The sequence below is a fragment of the Microbacterium sp. OR21 genome (assembly GCF_047306785.1).
GTDB lineage: Bacteria > Actinomycetota > Actinomycetes > Actinomycetales > Microbacteriaceae > Microbacterium > Microbacterium esteraromaticum_E.
In genome coordinates this window covers 484,685-498,064 of the sequence record NZ_JAZEXJ010000003.1, presented here as the reverse complement: position 1 = coordinate 498,064, position 13,380 = coordinate 484,685, and the positions used below count along the sequence as shown (strand labels likewise).

Sequence of the window (13,380 nt, the reverse complement as noted above, 5' to 3'; positions counted from 1 at the left end):
CGGTCACTTCCTCTTCTTGCCGTCGTAGAACGGGTTCTCCCAGATGACCGAGCCGCCCTGGCCGAGTCCGACGCACATGGCGGTCAGACCGTAGCGCACGTCGGGGCGCTCGGCGAACTGAGCCGCGAGCTGGATCATCAGCCGGACTCCGGATGCCGCGAGCGGGTGTCCCACCGCGATCGCTCCGCCCCACTGGTTGACGCGCGGGTCGTCGTCGGCGATCCCGAAGTGGTCGAGGAGGGAGATCACCTGGATGGCGAACGCCTCGTTCAGCTCGAACAGTCCGATGTCGGAGATGTCGAGACCGGCCTTCTTCAGCGCCTTCTCGGTCGAGGGGATGGGGCCGATGCCCATGATCTCGGGCTGCACGCCGGCGAACGCGAACGAGACCATCCTCATCTTCGGCTGCAGGCCCAGCTCCTTCACCGCCCCGCCGCCGGCCAGCAGCGACATGGTTGCGCCGTCGGTGAGCGGGGAGGACGTGCCCGCGGTGACCCGGCCGTGGGGCCGGAACGGCGTCTTGAGCGCGGCGAGATCCTCCATCGTGGTCTGCGGGCGACGGCCCTCGTCCTCTGTCGCGAGACCCCACGCGCCGTCCGCGCCCTTGATCGCGACAGGCACGAGGTCGGGCTGGATCTTGCCCGCGTCGTACGCGGCCTGCACCTTGTGCTGGCTCAGCATGCCGAAGCGGTCGGAGCGCTCCTTGGTGAGATGCGGGAAGCGATCGAAGATGCGCTCTGCGGTGACGCCCATGTTGAGCGCCCCCGGGTCGACCATCTTCTCTGCCACGAAGCGCGGGTTCGGGTCTGCGTTGCCGCCGATCGGGTGGTGGCCCATGTGCTCGACGCCGCCGGCGAGGGCGAGGTCGTACATGCCGACGCCGATGGATGCCGCCATCGTGGTCACGCTGGTCATCGCGCCGGCGCACATGCGCTCCACGGCGAGGCCGGGTACCGTCTGCGGAAGGCCGGCCAGGATGGCGACCGACCGACCCAGCGTGAGGCCCTGGTCTCCGGTCTGCGACGTGGCGGCGATCGCCACGTCGTCGATGCGCTCCGCCGGGACAGCGGCGTTGCGCTCCATCAGTCCGATGGTCGCCTTGACGGCGAGGTCATCAGCGCGGGTGTTCCAGTACATGCCCTTTTCGCCGGCGCGCCCGAACGGGGTGCGCACTCCATCGACGAAGTAGACGTCCGAGATCTCGGCCACTCTGCCTCCATAGGTTGGGGTTCTCATCCACCCTAGGAGTGCGCAAACGCGGCCTGGAATCGGTTGGATCGAACCTACGAAGCGCTCGGCAACCCCTCGACGGGGGTTTGCGGCCCCTCTACAAATGCATCCACGATCTTCTGTGCGGTATGCGCAACCTGCCAGGGGCGTGCCCCGAGCTCCAGGAGCGCCGCGCCCACGGACTGCGCGGTCAACTCCGTCGGCGGCTGCCAGGCGAGGCGGCGCAGGTGCTCGGGAGTGAGCAGGTTCTCGGTGGGCATGTGCAGCTCTTCAGCCAGCGCCTCGATCACCGGGCGAGCGGCCTTGAGCCGCAGGTCGGCGTCCGGGTTGCGGTCGGCCCAGGCACGCGGCGGGGGGAGCGCATCGCTCGGCACCCGCTCGCGCGGCAGATCGTCGGTCGTGCGCCCCTTCTCGATCGCGGCCCACCAGCGATCGAGCTGGGTGCGGCTCGCGCGTCCGTTGAACTCCTTGAGGCCGGCGAGGTCCTGCTTCGAGCGGGGCGACGCCAGCAGCGCGGCGAGCAGTGAGCGGTCGGGAACGAGCCGTCCCGGCGACACGTCGACCTCCTCGGCGTACTGCTCGCGGGCGGTCCACAGCTCGCGAGCCACCGCGAGCTGACGGGCGCCGCGCACTTTGTGCAGTCCGCTCAGCCGCCGCCATGGCTCCTCTCGCGGCGGCTTCGGCAGGCGGCGCAGCGTCGCTTCGAACTCCTCGGCGGCGATCTCCGACTTGCCGGCGGCGTCGAGCTCCGCGACGAGGGCATCGCGCACGTCGACGAGGTGGAGCACGTCGAGCGCGGCGTACTCCAGCCACGGGTCGGGAAGCGGTCGGGTCGACCAGTCGGCGGCGGAATGGGCCTTGGCGAGAGTGATGCCCAGCGTGTGCTCGACGACCGCGGCGAGCCCGAAGCCGTCACTGCCCAGGAGTCGCGAGGCGAGCTCGGTGTCGAAGATGCGCGAGGGCACGAGGTCGAGCTCGCGCAGCGACGGCAGATCCTGACTTGCCGCGTGGAACACCCACTCGGCATCGCCTATGGCATCCTGAAGCGCTCGGAACTCACCGATCGCGGGCGGGTCGAACAGGTGCACGCCGGCGCCGCGGCGGTAGACCTGCACGAGGTACGCGCGCTGGGAGTAGCGGAACCCGGAGGCCCGCTCCACATCGACCGCCACGGGCCCGGTTCCCTGCGCCAGCGCGGCGGCTGCCGCCTCGAACTCCGCACGGTCGTCGATCACGGAGTACTCAGCCACGTGCGCCCTTTCTCGCGCCGAACACGGCGACGTCCTCTGATCCGGGCGGGAGTCCCGCGAGCATCCCGACCAGCTCCGCCCATGCTTCCACATGCGGGCGCAGCGGGGCATCCGGAGTCCACGACGCACGAAGCTCGATCTGCGCCCCGTCGCCCTCCGCAGCCAGCGCGCCGAAGCCCTTGGAGAGCATCTTCGTCGACGTGCCGGATGCCGAGTGATACGCGGCCTCGCGCGAGTCGAGGGCGTCGACCAGCCACGACCACGCGACGTCGGCGAGCAGCGGATCGGTGCCGATCTCGGGCTCGAGAGGCGCCTGCGCGAACGCGACGATCCGCCACGCCCCGCCCCACGCGTCGGGCTCATCCGGGTCGTGCAGCAGCACGAAGCGCCCCGTGCCGTAGACCGAGTCGCCGTGATCGTCGGGGCGCACATCCGCGGCGAGCGCGAGCGCGAACGGCGCGAGCCCCGCCGGAGACGGGATCTCCCGCACCACGATGTCGGCGCGGAACGCCATCTCACGAAGCTCTGCCGCCGCTGCGTCGAACAGCGCTGCGGCATCCGGGTGTGCGCTCACGAGGACAGGCTAGAGTCGGGAGGCGATGAAGAGTCTCAGGCACGCCGTAGCCTTCGCCGTCCCCGCCGTCATCGCCACCGGGCTCGCAGCCGGCGCAGCGGCCGTCCTCGCGACGGCGCGTCGCGTCGTCTCGCCCGCCGTGCGCCGCAACGACACGCGCATCATCGCGATCGACACCGGCGCCCAGACGATCGAGCTCGCCCGCACGCCCGACACCGAGCTGCCCGGACGCTACGGACTGTTCGCGACAGGCACCTACGGGTACGTCAAGCTGGGCGCGGTGCTCAGCGCCGACCGCAGCACGGTGCGCCGGAAGCTGCTCACCCAGATCGAGCCGGGCGCCCGCGTCGACGGCGACGCAGCCTTCAGCGGCTGGTACCACGTGACGCCGAGTGAGCTGCATCTGCCGTGGGAGAGCGTGCTCATCGGCTCACCGGCCGGGCCGTGCCCGGCGTGGCTGTTCCCCGCGGAATCGTCGACCTGGGTGATCCAGGTGCACGGGCGCGGCACGACCCGGTCGGAGTGCCTGCGCGCCGTGCCGGTGATGCATGCGATGGGTCTGCCCTCGCTCGTCGTGTCGTACCGCAACGACGGGGAAGCCCCGCGCTCGCGCGGCGGCGGCTATGCGCTCGGTGCGGCGGAATGGCGCGACGTCGACGCCGCGATCGGGTACGCGCTGCGTCGCGGCGCGGAGCGCATCGTGCTGATGGGGTGGTCGATGGGCGGTGCGATCGCGCTGCAGACCGCCGTCTCGTCGGAGCACCGGGATGCCATCGCCGGCGTCATCCTCGAGTCGCCGGTCGTCGACTGGCGCACGGTGCTGCGCTTCCAGGCGCGCGAATCGGGTCTGCGCGAGCCTCTGCCCGGCCTCGCGATGGGGGCTCTGGGCAACTCCGTCCTCGCCCGGCTGAGCGGGGCGGATGAGGCGATCCCGTTCGACCGGCTCGACATGGTCGCGCGCGCGTCGGAGCTCGCCGCGCCCATCCTGATCCTGCACAGCGAGGACGACGGCTTCGTCCCCGCGGATGCCTCGCACGCCCTCGCCGAGGCGCGACCCGATCTGGTGACCATGCCGGAGTTCCGGGTGGCGCGGCACACCAAGATCTGGAATTACGACCAGGACGGCTGGACGGCGGCGATCACCGACTGGATGACCGAGCGCGGCCTGGCCTGACGCTCAGCGCTTCGCTTCGACCTGGCGCTTCGCGCGCATCAGCATCCCGGTCATCCCGCCGATCCGCAGCGGGGAGACCAGCCGGGTCAGACCGATGCTCTGCGGGTAGTCATTCGGCACCGCGAGCACCTCGTCGACGGTCAGACCGGTGAGCCCCTGCACGAGGATGCTGGCGAAGCCGCGAGTGGTGGGTGCCTCCGGCGGCGCCATCGCATGCATGGCGACGACGCCGCCTTCGACCTCGACATAGATGTAGACGGGCGACTGGCACTCCGCCACCCGCTCGCACATCTCGGGGTGGCTCGCGATCTCATCGGAGACCGGCGGCAGCTCGTTGGCGAACTCGAGGAGCAGTTCGAGGCGATCGGGCTCCGGAAGCTCGAGGAACTCGTCGCGGAACTCGGCGAGCGTGGCGGGGACGTGCGTGTCAGTCATCCCTGCCATCATCCCACCCCGTGGCCCGCCGGGATGCTCAGAGCGAACCGGGCTCGCTGCCGCTGACGATCGGCACGCGCACGGCGCTGCCCCATTCGGTCCACGATCCGTCGTAGTTGCGCACGTTCTCGAACCCGAGCAGGTGCTGCAGCACGAACCAGGTGTGGCTGGAGCGCTCACCGATGCGGCAGTACGCGATGATGTCGTCGCCGTCCTTGATGCCGGCGCCGTCGCGGTAGATCTCCTCGAGCTCGGCTCGCGTCTTGAACCCGCCGTCCTCGGCGACGGCCCTGCCCCACGGCACGCTCTGCGCGGTGGGGATGTGACCGGCGCGCAGGCTGCCCTCCTCGGGGTACGCGGGTGCGGTGGTCCGCTCGCCGTTGTACTCCTCGGGGGAGCGCACATCGATCAGCGGTCCCTTGCCGATGAACGCGAGCACGTCGTCCTTGTAGGCGCGCAGCACCGAGTCGTCGCGCTCGACGACGGGGTAGTCCGTGGCGGGCCGCTCGGTCTTCTCGGTCGTGATCTCGCGGGCCTCCGCGATCCAGCGGTCCCGGCCGCCGTCGAGGAGGCGGACATCCTCGTGGCCGAAGAGCGAGAACACCCAGAGCGCGTAGGCGGCCCACCAGTTGTTCTTGTCGCCGTAGATGACGACCGTGTCGTCGCGCGAGATGCCCTTGCGGCTCATCAGCTCGGCGAAGCCCTCGCCGTCGACGTAGTCGCGCACGACCGGGTCGTTCAGCTCGGTGTGCCAGTCGACCTTCACCGCACCGGGGATGTGTCCCGTCTCGTACAGCAGCACGTCCTCGTCGGACTCGACGACGACGAGTCCCGGCGTGCCGAGGTTGGCGGCCAGCCATTCGGTGGACACGAGACGGCCGGGTGCGGCGTACTCTGCGAACTTGGCGGATGACGTGTCGTGATCGACGGCCACGGATGCTCCTCAGGGTCAGGCTCGGGTGGACTCGGCGACGGCGTAAAGTTGAGCCGTCCCCTATGACGATAGATGCCCTGGCGCGCACCCGCATCAGGATCGTAAGACTATGACTCCAGGAACGTGATGACCCAGCAGATCAGCACGGGCGTGGTGCACCTCACGGAGCGCACGCCCGTCGTGACCGGAACCGAGATGCTGGCGAGTCTCGTGCCGCCCCCGCAGTTCGACGACGCGACCTTCGAGAGCTATCGCGCCGACGACCGCTATCCCTCGCAGGAGGCGACCAAGCAGCTGCTGCAGCGCTTCGCCGGAAAGGGCCCGGCGCCCGCGAAGAAGGCGGGGCTGTTCCGTCGTGCTCCGAAGGAGACGCCGATGAAGCCGGGCGTGTATCTCGACGGCGGCTTCGGAGTCGGCAAGACCCACCTGCTGGCGTCGGTCTACCACGCGCTGCCCGCGCGTCGGAAGTACTTCGGTTCGTTCATCGAGTACACCGCGCTCGTCGGCGCACTCGGCTACAAGAACACCGTCGACCTGCTGCGCGGCGCCGATCTGCTGTGCATCGACGAGTTCGAGCTCGACGACCCCGGTGACACGATGGTCATGACCCGGCTGCTCGGCGAGCTCGTGCCGTCGGGTACGAAGCTCGCCGCCACCTCGAACACGCCGCCGAACGCGCTCGGGGAGGGCCGCTTCGCCGCACAGGACTTCCTGCGCGAGATCCACGCGATGGCCGACAACTTCGAGACGCTGCGCATCGACGGCGTCGACTATCGGCAGCGCGCGATCGACGGAAGCTCGGTGGTGTCCGACGCCACCCGCTACGCGCGGGCGATCGAACAAACGGCGGCCTCGGGCGCGGCATCCGACGACGCGTTCGCCGATCTCATCCAGCACCTGGCGCAGGTGCATCCGTCCCGCTACATCCGCCTCATCGACGGGCTGTCGCTGGTCGGCCTGCGCGACGTGCACACCCTGACCGACCAGTCCGAGGCGCTGCGCTTCGTCGCGTTCGTCGACCGGGTGTACGACGCCCAGCTGCCGATCGTCGCGACCGGGGTCGCGCTCGACCAGGTGTTCGCCGACGAGATGCTCGCCGGGGGATACCGCAAGAAGTACCTGCGCGCGATCTCGCGCCTGAACGCGCTGACCCACTCCGCAGCCGAGTAACACGATCGTCACACCGCGCGCCGCGGCGTAACGTGCCGGAAACACGATGCGTGCCCGGCGGAAACATCAGGAGCCCAGACTGACCTCGTTCGTTCAACGGAGGAGGTTTCGACATGGATGCCACAGGCAATGTCTCGTGGGTGGTCACCGCGACAGCGCTCGTGCTGCTGATGACGCCCGGGGTGGCGTTCTTCTACGGTGGTCTGGTCAGGGCGAAGAGCGTCATCAGCATGATGATGATGAGCTTCGGCGCGATCGGTCTGATCGCTGTGCTCTGGGTTCTCTACGGCTACTCGATGAGCAGCGTCACGTCTCCGTCGCACTTCGCCGGCGACCCGTTCGCCGATCTCGGCCTGGCGGCGGCATCGGCGGGACCGGACGCCAACGTCGCCCTGCTCGGAGTCGCGTACGGCGCCACCTTCGCGATCATCACCGTCGCGCTCATCTCGGGTGCGATCGCCGATCGGGCGCGCTTCGGCCCCTGGCTCATCTTCGTGGGCATCTTCGGCACGATCGGCTACTTCCCGATCGCCGCGTGGGTGTGGGGCGGCGGCTGGATCATGAACCTCGGCACGGAGCTGTTCGGGGAGGACAGCGGAGTGGCGGTCATCGACTACGCCGGCGGCACCGCCGTGCACATCAACGCAGGCGCCGCAGCCCTCGCGCTGGCTCTCGTACTGGGCAAGCGCATCGGCTTCGGGCGCGAGCTCAACAAGCCGCACAACGTGCCGCTGACGCTGCTGGGCGCGGCGCTGCTGTGGTTCGGATGGTTCGGGTTCAACGCCGGGGCCGAATGGCTCTCGGACGACATGGGCAGTGTGGGTCTGATCGCGATCAACACGCTGGGCGCCGCTGCCGCAGGAATCCTCGGCTGGGTGCTCGTCGAGAAGCTGCGGGTCGGGAAGCCGACCTCGGTCGGAGCGGTCTCGGGCCTGGTCGCGGGTCTCGTCGCGATCACTCCCGCCTGCGCCGACCTGACGCCGGGATGGGCGCTGCTGCTGGGAGCGCTGTCGGGGGTCGCGTGCGCACTGGCGGTGGATCTGAAGTTCCGGCTCGGGTTCGACGACTCGCTCGACGTCGTGGGCCTGCACCTCGTCGGCGGGCTGCTCGGCACCGTGTACCTCGGCTTCTTCGCCACCGGGCAGGGCCTGTTCACCGGAGGTGATCTGCGGCTGCTCGCCGTGCAGGTGATCGCGGCCGGGGGAGTGATGGTCTACTCGTTCGTAGTCGCCTACGCGATCGGCTTCGCGATCGAGAAGACGATCGGCTTCCGCGTCACCGGCGAGGATGAGCTCGCCGGTGTCGACCTGGCCGTGCACGGCGAGGAGGGCTACGCGCTCGCGCCGTCACCCGCCGCTATGGTGGGCGGGTGAGCTCAGGCAGCAGGATCCTCTCGGTCATCGTCGACCTTCTCGGCAGGGCGCTGTCGGGACGCAGCGGGGGCGGGCAGCAGGCCCGCCCCCGCCGGCGTGCCACCCTGCGACCGGACCGCAGCCGATCGACACCCGAGGGGGACTCCTCGGCCGGCAGGATGCCCGGGGCCGAGACCGTGCAGGTCGACCCCGAGCGCGTCGGCGGTGTGAGCGTCGGCTACTCGCCCTCGCGCAATCACCTGCCCGACTCCGGGGAGATCATCTGGACCTGGGTGCCCTACGCGGAGAACGACGGACGCGGCAAGGACCGGCCGGTGCTGGTAATCGGGCGGCACGGCTCCGACCGCGTCTACGCGGTGCGGATGACGAGCAGAGCCCATGAGCGCGATCGGGACTTCATCTCGATCGGCTCCGGCGCCTGGGACGCGCAGGGGCGCGAGTCGTGGGTCGACATCGAGCAGCTGTACAGCGTGCACCACGACGGCATGCGCAGAGAGGCGGCGGTGCTCGATGTCGTCCGCTATGGTCGCATCGCCCGCGCGCTCGTCGACAGGTACGGGTGGGCTCGGGTCTGACACACGCACGTCTCGGCCGCCGTCGCCCTCCGGCGCCGCTGCTCAGCCGATGGCTGCGGCGATGGCCTCGGGTGCCGTGCGGTGGCGGAACTCGAAACCGGAACGCGTGAGCGCGTCAGGAGTCACGTCGGCATCCGCCAGCAGCAGCGAATCCGCTGCGGCACGGCCGAGCCCCAGCCTCAGCGCCCACGCCGGTGCGGGAAGCAGGTAGGGCCGGTGCATCCGCGTCGCCAGGGCGCGGCCGATCCCGCCGGCGGTCGCGCGCTGAGGGCCGCTGAGGTTCACCGGCCCATGCAGTTCCGACTCGATGGCGTGCCGGATCGCGCGCACCTCGTCGTCGAGCGAGATCCACGGCCACACCTGCCGGCCCGACCCGAGCGGCCCGCCCAGACCGAACCGCGTGAGCGTGATCATCGGCTTCAGCACGGCATCCGGATGCAGGATCGGCGCGGTGCGCAGCAGCACGACCCGCGTCACACCCGCCGCGCGCTGCGCCTCCCTTTCCCACTGCACGCAGACGTCCGCGAGGAACGTCTCTCCGGGTGCCGCCGTCTCGTCGAGATGCACGCCGGGCTGGTCTCCGTAGTATCCGACGGCGGATGCGGACAGCAGCGCCGGCGCGTCGGACCTCAGTGCGAGCAGCGCGTCGGCGAGCGCGCCCGTCGGCTGCAGCCGCGACTCGAGCAGCGTGCGCCGGTAGCGCGGCCCCCAGGGCAGGCGCCCGATGCTCGCGCCGTTGAGGTTGACGACGGCGGCCGCGCCGCCGAGCGCGTCGGGATCGAGCGGGCGGCCGGTGAGCCATTCGATCTCGTCGGCATGCCGGGCGGGACGGCGCACGAGGTGCACCACGCGGAAGCCGTCCGCGCGCAGCGAGCGGGTGAGAGCGCCGCCGATCAGGCCGCTGGCTCCTGAGATCACGACGCGGGAGTCGCTCATGCGTGCCGCCTTTCCGGATGCGGCGCGCGTCGCGCGCCGGTGAGCCCGATCCTACGGTTCGTGCGCCGGCTCACGATGCCGGCTCGTGCGGCGCGTCAGGGGTGAGTACCACCTTGATGCAGCCGTCCTCCTTGCGCTGGAACGTCCGGTACAGGTCGGGCGCCGCGTCGAGTGCGGCGCGGTGGGTGGCGAGATCCATGACGCCCAGCGGGTCGCCGTCGTCCTCCACCAGCGGCAGCAGCTCGTCGGTCCAGCGCTTGACGTTGCACTGTCCCATCCGCATGGTGACCTGCTTGTCGAACAGGGTCTTCATCGGCAGGATGTCGGCGTCACCGGCGTAGACGCCGCTCAGCGAGACGGTGCCGCCACGTCGCACCAGGTCGATCGCCGCGTGCAGTGCGGCGAGACGGTCCACACCTGCGTGCTCGAGCACGGGTCGGGAGAGGGGATCGGGCAGCAGTCCGACCGCCTGCTGCACCAGTGAGATGGCCGGGTTGCCGTGCGCCTCCATGCCGACCGCGTCGATCACCGAGTCGGCGCCGCGGCCGGCGGTGAGGTCGCGCAGATGCGGGATGGTGTCGTCGTCGAGGTCGAACACCTCGATGTCATGACGCGCCGCCATGCCCCGCCGCTCTGCGACGGGATCGACGGCGAGCACACGCAGCCCGCGCGACCGCGCGATGCGTGCGGCGAACTGGCCGACGGGGCCGAGCCCCAGCACGGCGACGGTGCCGTCGGCCGGGACCTGCGCGTACTCCACCCCCTGCCAGGCGGTCGGCAGGATGTCGCTGAGGAACAGGTAGCGCTCGTCGGGCAGCTCGTCGCCCACCTTCACGTGGTTGTAGTCGGCCAGCGGCACCCGCAGGTACTCGGCCTGGCCGCCGGGCACCTGGCCGTAGAGCTTGGTGTACCCGAACAGGGCCGCCCCGCTGCCGTACTCGCGCACCTGCGTGGTCTCGCACTGCGACTGCAGGCCGCGTGCGCAGAACCAGCACGTGCCGCACGAGATGTTGAACGGGATCACGACGCGGTCGCCGGGCGCCAGGCTGCGGATCGCCGAGCCCACCTCGACGACCTCGCCCATGGTCTCGTGACCGAGGATGTCACCGCGGTCGAGGAAGGGCCCGAGCAGCTCGTACAGGTGCAGATCGGAGCCGCAGATCGCGGTGGAGGTCACGCGGATGATCGCGTCGGTCGGCTCGAGGATGCCGGGATCCGCGACCTGCTCGATGCGGACGTCGCGCTTGCCGTGCCAGGTCAGTGCTTTCATGAGATGCTCCTCTGGTCGTCGTATTCGTGTCGGTCTGCGGACGGGGTGGTGTCGGCGTCTCGGGGCGCCGCGGCGTGGACGCACCCGCCGGAGGCGGGCATGGTGGGAAGCCGGCGCCGGTCGACCTCCAGTCCCTGTGATGAGATCTGCACCCGCGGGTCGGACAGGGCCGCGATCGCGGCGGAGAGGGCGGCGATCGCCAGCTTCTCGCCGGGGCAGCGATGGCCGGTCGCCACGTCTGCGCCCCCGTGCGGGATGAATGCCGGGATCGCCTCGTAGTCGGGTCGGTGCACGAAGCGCTCGGGACGGAACTCCGACGCGTCGTCCCAGGATGCGTCATCGAGGTCGGTGCCGAGGATGTCGATGACCACGCGACCCCCGGCGGGCACATGCTGACCGTCGAAGTCGATGTCGGTGGTCGCCCGCCCCGGCAGCATCGGCACGAAAGGCGCGGTGCGGCGGATCTCCTGTGCGAACGCCACGGCGAGGGGTCCGCCGACGAGCCGTCCGCTTCGCGCGGTCTCGGCGTGGATGCGCATCCGCCAATCGGCGTCCTCGTGCAGCCGCTTCGCGGCGAAGGCCACGAAGCGCGCCACCGCGACGAGCGGACGGATGCTGTTCTGCAGCTCGATGCCGGCCAGGCGCTCGGTCAGCAGCCGGCCGTCGGGGCCGCGGTGCCAAGCCCATTCGAAGAGCGCGGTGCCCTTCGGCGGCGTGAGGCTGCCCGCGCGCACGTCGTGGATGAGTCGCGCGGCGCGACGATCCGACCAGAGTCGGTTGAACGCGGCCATCGCGAAGCCTGGGGAGAGGGGGCGGCCGAAGCCGTCGACGATCTGTGCGAGACGCGACGCCCAGCGGGTGCGGGCGTCGGCCGACCCGGGAAGGCCGGCCCACTGCATCCCGGCCCGTCCCAAGGCGCCGACCGCTGCGTCGTACGCGGTGCGGTCGCCGCCGGCGATCCAGTCGTCGAGCTCGTGCCGCCACTCGCGCTCGAGTTCGGGATTCAGGCGATGCACCTGCTCGTCCTCATAGGCGACATCGACGAACGTCGCCTTGCGGTGGCGATGGTCCGAACCGTCGAGGCTGTGCACCGATCGGTGCCCGAACAGCGTCTCCTGCACGAAGCGCGGCATCGCGCCGTGTCGCGCGACGCGGCTCTCGTCGTAGAAGAGGCGCACGCCCTCGGCCCCGCGCACGAACACGGCTCGATGGCCGAGCAGCCGCATGGGCGCCGCACGTGCGCCCTCTGTCACCCGTGACCAGATGCGGGCGCCGAGGTCGTAGCCGTGCACGAAGAGAAGGGGAGCGTCGTCTGCGATCCGGTGAAGCATGGTGCCAGCCTGAACGTGGTGCGCTCATCTGTGAACGGGGGCGCGTTTCGCGGTCGTGTGTGCTAGAAGCCGGCCGGGAACGAGAAAGCCCCGTCAGGTGACTGACGGGGCTTCACGGTGGGCGATGCCGGACTCGAACCGACGACCTCTTCCGTGTGAAGGAAGCGCGCTACCAACTGCGCCAATCGCCCATGTGGAGTTGTGTCGTGCACGGTGGCACAGTCAGAAAGCATACCCGATCCGGGCTCGCCCACCGACACCGGGCGAGCGGCCGGGCGTGGCGGTTCGCACGGCCGCGAAAGACACGCCCGGCGGCGCGGAGCGGTTTGGCGAAGCGGCGATCCTGGGCTAATGTATTTCAAGTGCCCGGGACGCCGGAAACGAAAAACAGAATATGCGGATGTAGCGCAGTTGGTAGCGCATCACCTTGCCAAGGTGAGGGTCGCGAGTTCGAGTCTCGTCATCCGCTCGAGTGCAGGAGCCCCCTTCCGGGGGTTTCCGCATGTGGGTTCGAATCCACCTCGCGGTGGCGTGGCCGAGAGGCTAGGCACCGGCCTGCAAAGCCGTTTACACGGGTTCGAATCCCGTCGCCACCTCTCTGACAACTGAACAGCCTTCTAGGCGCGATTGGCGCAGCGGTAGCGCGCTTCCCTGACACGGAAGAGGTCACTGGTTCGATCCCAGTATCGCGCACAGACACAGAACCCCTGGAGAGATCCGGGGGTTCTGTCGTTTCCCGGCACCTTCACCGACGCGCCCTCTTGCAAGTCCATGCGCCGGGCGCAACCCCCTCTTGCATGCGGGACTGGGATGGCTACCGTCGCAGCATGACCACGGGGCAGCAGGCGATCATCCTGATCGACGACGACGACAGCCTCCCGCTGGAGCGGGATCAGGACATCGGCGACTTGAAACGCCGCATCGAAGAGGCCGCAGCCCACAGCCGATTCGTCGACTTCCGCACGGCCGACGGCGCGGAAGTCTCTGTTCTGCTCTCACCGCACAGCCGTGTGCGCATCGCCGTGCTGCCGTTCCGTCTGGAAGCGGTCGACGCAGTCCAGCCCGGCGGATTCGACGACCTGCCGGCGGATCTGTTCTGATCTCGGCACAGAGCGGTATCTCGGGCCA

The 13,380-nt window shown here is 70.0% G+C and carries 13 protein-coding genes and 4 tRNA genes; 8 read left to right on the top strand and 9 right to left on the bottom strand.

The genetic code is table 11. The annotated features are described in order from the left end of the window. Window positions 1-3: 3 nt before the first annotated feature. From V2S04_RS10995 to V2S04_RS10985, 3 genes are all read right to left on the bottom strand, one after another. Window positions 4-1,209 carry a thiolase family protein gene (locus tag V2S04_RS10995; protein ID WP_340086573.1) on the bottom strand — a complete coding sequence of 402 codons (1,206 nt, stop codon included), beginning with the start codon at window positions 1,207-1,209 and terminating at the stop codon, window positions 4-6. 74 nt (window positions 1,210-1,283) lie between these two features. Then, window positions 1,284-2,480, bottom strand: a complete 1,197-nt coding sequence (locus V2S04_RS10990) for an HRDC domain-containing protein (RefSeq protein WP_413638492.1) — start codon at window positions 2,478-2,480, stop codon at window positions 1,284-1,286. Then, complete coding sequence (locus tag V2S04_RS10985) at window positions 2,473-2,994, bottom strand: DUF3000 family protein (RefSeq protein ID WP_413638775.1); 522 nt, start codon at window positions 2,992-2,994, stop codon at window positions 2,473-2,475. Before V2S04_RS10985 ends, V2S04_RS10990 begins: the two co-directional genes overlap by 8 nt. An 85-nt stretch (window positions 2,995-3,079) precedes the next feature. On the opposite strand from V2S04_RS10985, the gene V2S04_RS10980 reads away from it, so the two are divergent. Further along, window positions 3,080-4,228: an alpha/beta hydrolase family protein gene (locus V2S04_RS10980; RefSeq protein ID WP_413638491.1), complete on the top strand. Its 1,149-nt coding sequence runs from the start codon at window positions 3,080-3,082 to the stop codon at window positions 4,226-4,228. A 3-nt stretch (window positions 4,229-4,231) separates the two neighbouring features. Here V2S04_RS10980 and V2S04_RS10975 read toward each other — a convergent pair whose 3' ends face one another. Together V2S04_RS10975 and V2S04_RS10970 are read right to left on the bottom strand one after the other, a co-directional pair. Beyond that, complete coding sequence (locus V2S04_RS10975) at window positions 4,232-4,663, bottom strand: SufE family protein (RefSeq protein WP_099195477.1); 432 nt, start codon at window positions 4,661-4,663, stop codon at window positions 4,232-4,234. Between the two features lie 37 nt (window positions 4,664-4,700). Continuing rightward, a complete protein-coding gene (locus tag V2S04_RS10970) occupies window positions 4,701-5,597 on the bottom strand; it encodes a sulfurtransferase (RefSeq protein WP_413638490.1) in 897 nt (298 codons plus the stop codon). A 126-nt stretch (window positions 5,598-5,723) separates the two neighbouring features. Between V2S04_RS10970 and zapE the strand changes: the two genes are divergently transcribed. The 3 genes from zapE (at window position 5,724) to V2S04_RS10955 (ending at window position 8,715) form a co-directional block, all read left to right on the top strand. Beyond that, window positions 5,724-6,767: a cell division protein ZapE gene (gene zapE, locus V2S04_RS10965; RefSeq protein WP_413638489.1), complete on the top strand. Its 1,044-nt coding sequence runs from the start codon at window positions 5,724-5,726 to the stop codon at window positions 6,765-6,767. A 113-nt stretch (window positions 6,768-6,880) separates the two neighbouring features. Beyond that, window positions 6,881-8,140, top strand: coding sequence for an ammonium transporter (locus tag V2S04_RS10960; protein WP_413638488.1), 1,260 nt, complete (start codon window positions 6,881-6,883; stop codon window positions 8,138-8,140). Next, window positions 8,137-8,715, top strand: a complete 579-nt coding sequence (locus V2S04_RS10955; RefSeq protein ID WP_413638487.1) for a type II toxin-antitoxin system PemK/MazF family toxin — start codon at window positions 8,137-8,139, stop codon at window positions 8,713-8,715. Before V2S04_RS10960 ends, V2S04_RS10955 begins: the two co-directional genes overlap by 4 nt. A gap of 42 nt (window positions 8,716-8,757) precedes the next feature. Here the strand turns inward: V2S04_RS10955 and V2S04_RS10950 are convergent, their stop codons facing one another. From V2S04_RS10950 to V2S04_RS10935, 4 genes are all read right to left on the bottom strand, one after another. Then, complete coding sequence (locus V2S04_RS10950) at window positions 8,758-9,651, bottom strand: TIGR01777 family oxidoreductase (RefSeq protein WP_413638486.1); 894 nt, start codon at window positions 9,649-9,651, stop codon at window positions 8,758-8,760. A gap of 70 nt (window positions 9,652-9,721) precedes the next feature. After that, window positions 9,722-10,921: a zinc-dependent alcohol dehydrogenase gene (locus tag V2S04_RS10945; protein WP_413638485.1), complete on the bottom strand. Its 1,200-nt coding sequence runs from the start codon at window positions 10,919-10,921 to the stop codon at window positions 9,722-9,724. Continuing rightward, complete coding sequence (locus tag V2S04_RS10940; protein ID WP_413638484.1) at window positions 10,918-12,252, bottom strand: cytochrome P450; 1,335 nt, start codon at window positions 12,250-12,252, stop codon at window positions 10,918-10,920. Before V2S04_RS10940 ends, V2S04_RS10945 begins: the two co-directional genes overlap by 4 nt. A gap of 118 nt (window positions 12,253-12,370) precedes the next feature. Continuing rightward, window positions 12,371-12,443 (bottom strand) — tRNA-Val (locus tag V2S04_RS10935). A gap of 205 nt (window positions 12,444-12,648) precedes the next feature. On the opposite strand from V2S04_RS10935, the gene V2S04_RS10930 reads away from it, so the two are divergent. From V2S04_RS10930 to V2S04_RS10915, 4 genes are all read left to right on the top strand, one after another. After that, a tRNA-Gly gene (locus V2S04_RS10930) sits at window positions 12,649-12,721 on the top strand. 56 nt (window positions 12,722-12,777) lie between these two features. After that, a tRNA-Cys gene (locus tag V2S04_RS10925) sits at window positions 12,778-12,848 on the top strand. A 25-nt stretch (window positions 12,849-12,873) separates the two neighbouring features. Then, window positions 12,874-12,945, top strand: a tRNA-Val gene (locus tag V2S04_RS10920). Between the two features lie 134 nt (window positions 12,946-13,079). Next, window positions 13,080-13,352 carry a hypothetical protein gene (locus V2S04_RS10915; RefSeq protein ID WP_413638483.1) on the top strand — a complete coding sequence of 91 codons (273 nt, stop codon included), beginning with the start codon at window positions 13,080-13,082 and terminating at the stop codon, window positions 13,350-13,352. Window positions 13,353-13,380 lie beyond the last annotated feature (28 nt).

Coding starts and splice junctions, on each gene's coding strand:
- V2S04_RS10915 (WP_413638483.1), top strand. CDS start 13,080: ATGACCACGGGGCAGCAGGCGATCATCCTGATCGACGACGACGACAGC.
- V2S04_RS10940 (WP_413638484.1), bottom strand. CDS start 12,252: ATGCTTCACCGGATCGCAGACGACGCTCCCCTTCTCTTCGTGCACGGC.
- V2S04_RS10975 (WP_099195477.1), bottom strand. CDS start 4,663: ATGACTGACACGCACGTCCCCGCCACGCTCGCCGAGTTCCGCGACGAG.
- V2S04_RS10945 (WP_413638485.1), bottom strand. CDS start 10,921: ATGAAAGCACTGACCTGGCACGGCAAGCGCGACGTCCGCATCGAGCAG.
- V2S04_RS10980 (WP_413638491.1), top strand. CDS start 3,080: ATGAAGAGTCTCAGGCACGCCGTAGCCTTCGCCGTCCCCGCCGTCATC.
- V2S04_RS10950 (WP_413638486.1), bottom strand. CDS start 9,651: ATGAGCGACTCCCGCGTCGTGATCTCAGGAGCCAGCGGCCTGATCGGC.
- zapE (WP_413638489.1), top strand. CDS start 5,724: ATGACCCAGCAGATCAGCACGGGCGTGGTGCACCTCACGGAGCGCACG.
- V2S04_RS10960 (WP_413638488.1), top strand. CDS start 6,881: ATGGATGCCACAGGCAATGTCTCGTGGGTGGTCACCGCGACAGCGCTC.
- V2S04_RS10985 (WP_413638775.1), bottom strand. CDS start 2,994: ATGGCGTTCCGCGCCGACATCGTGGTGCGGGAGATCCCGTCTCCGGCG.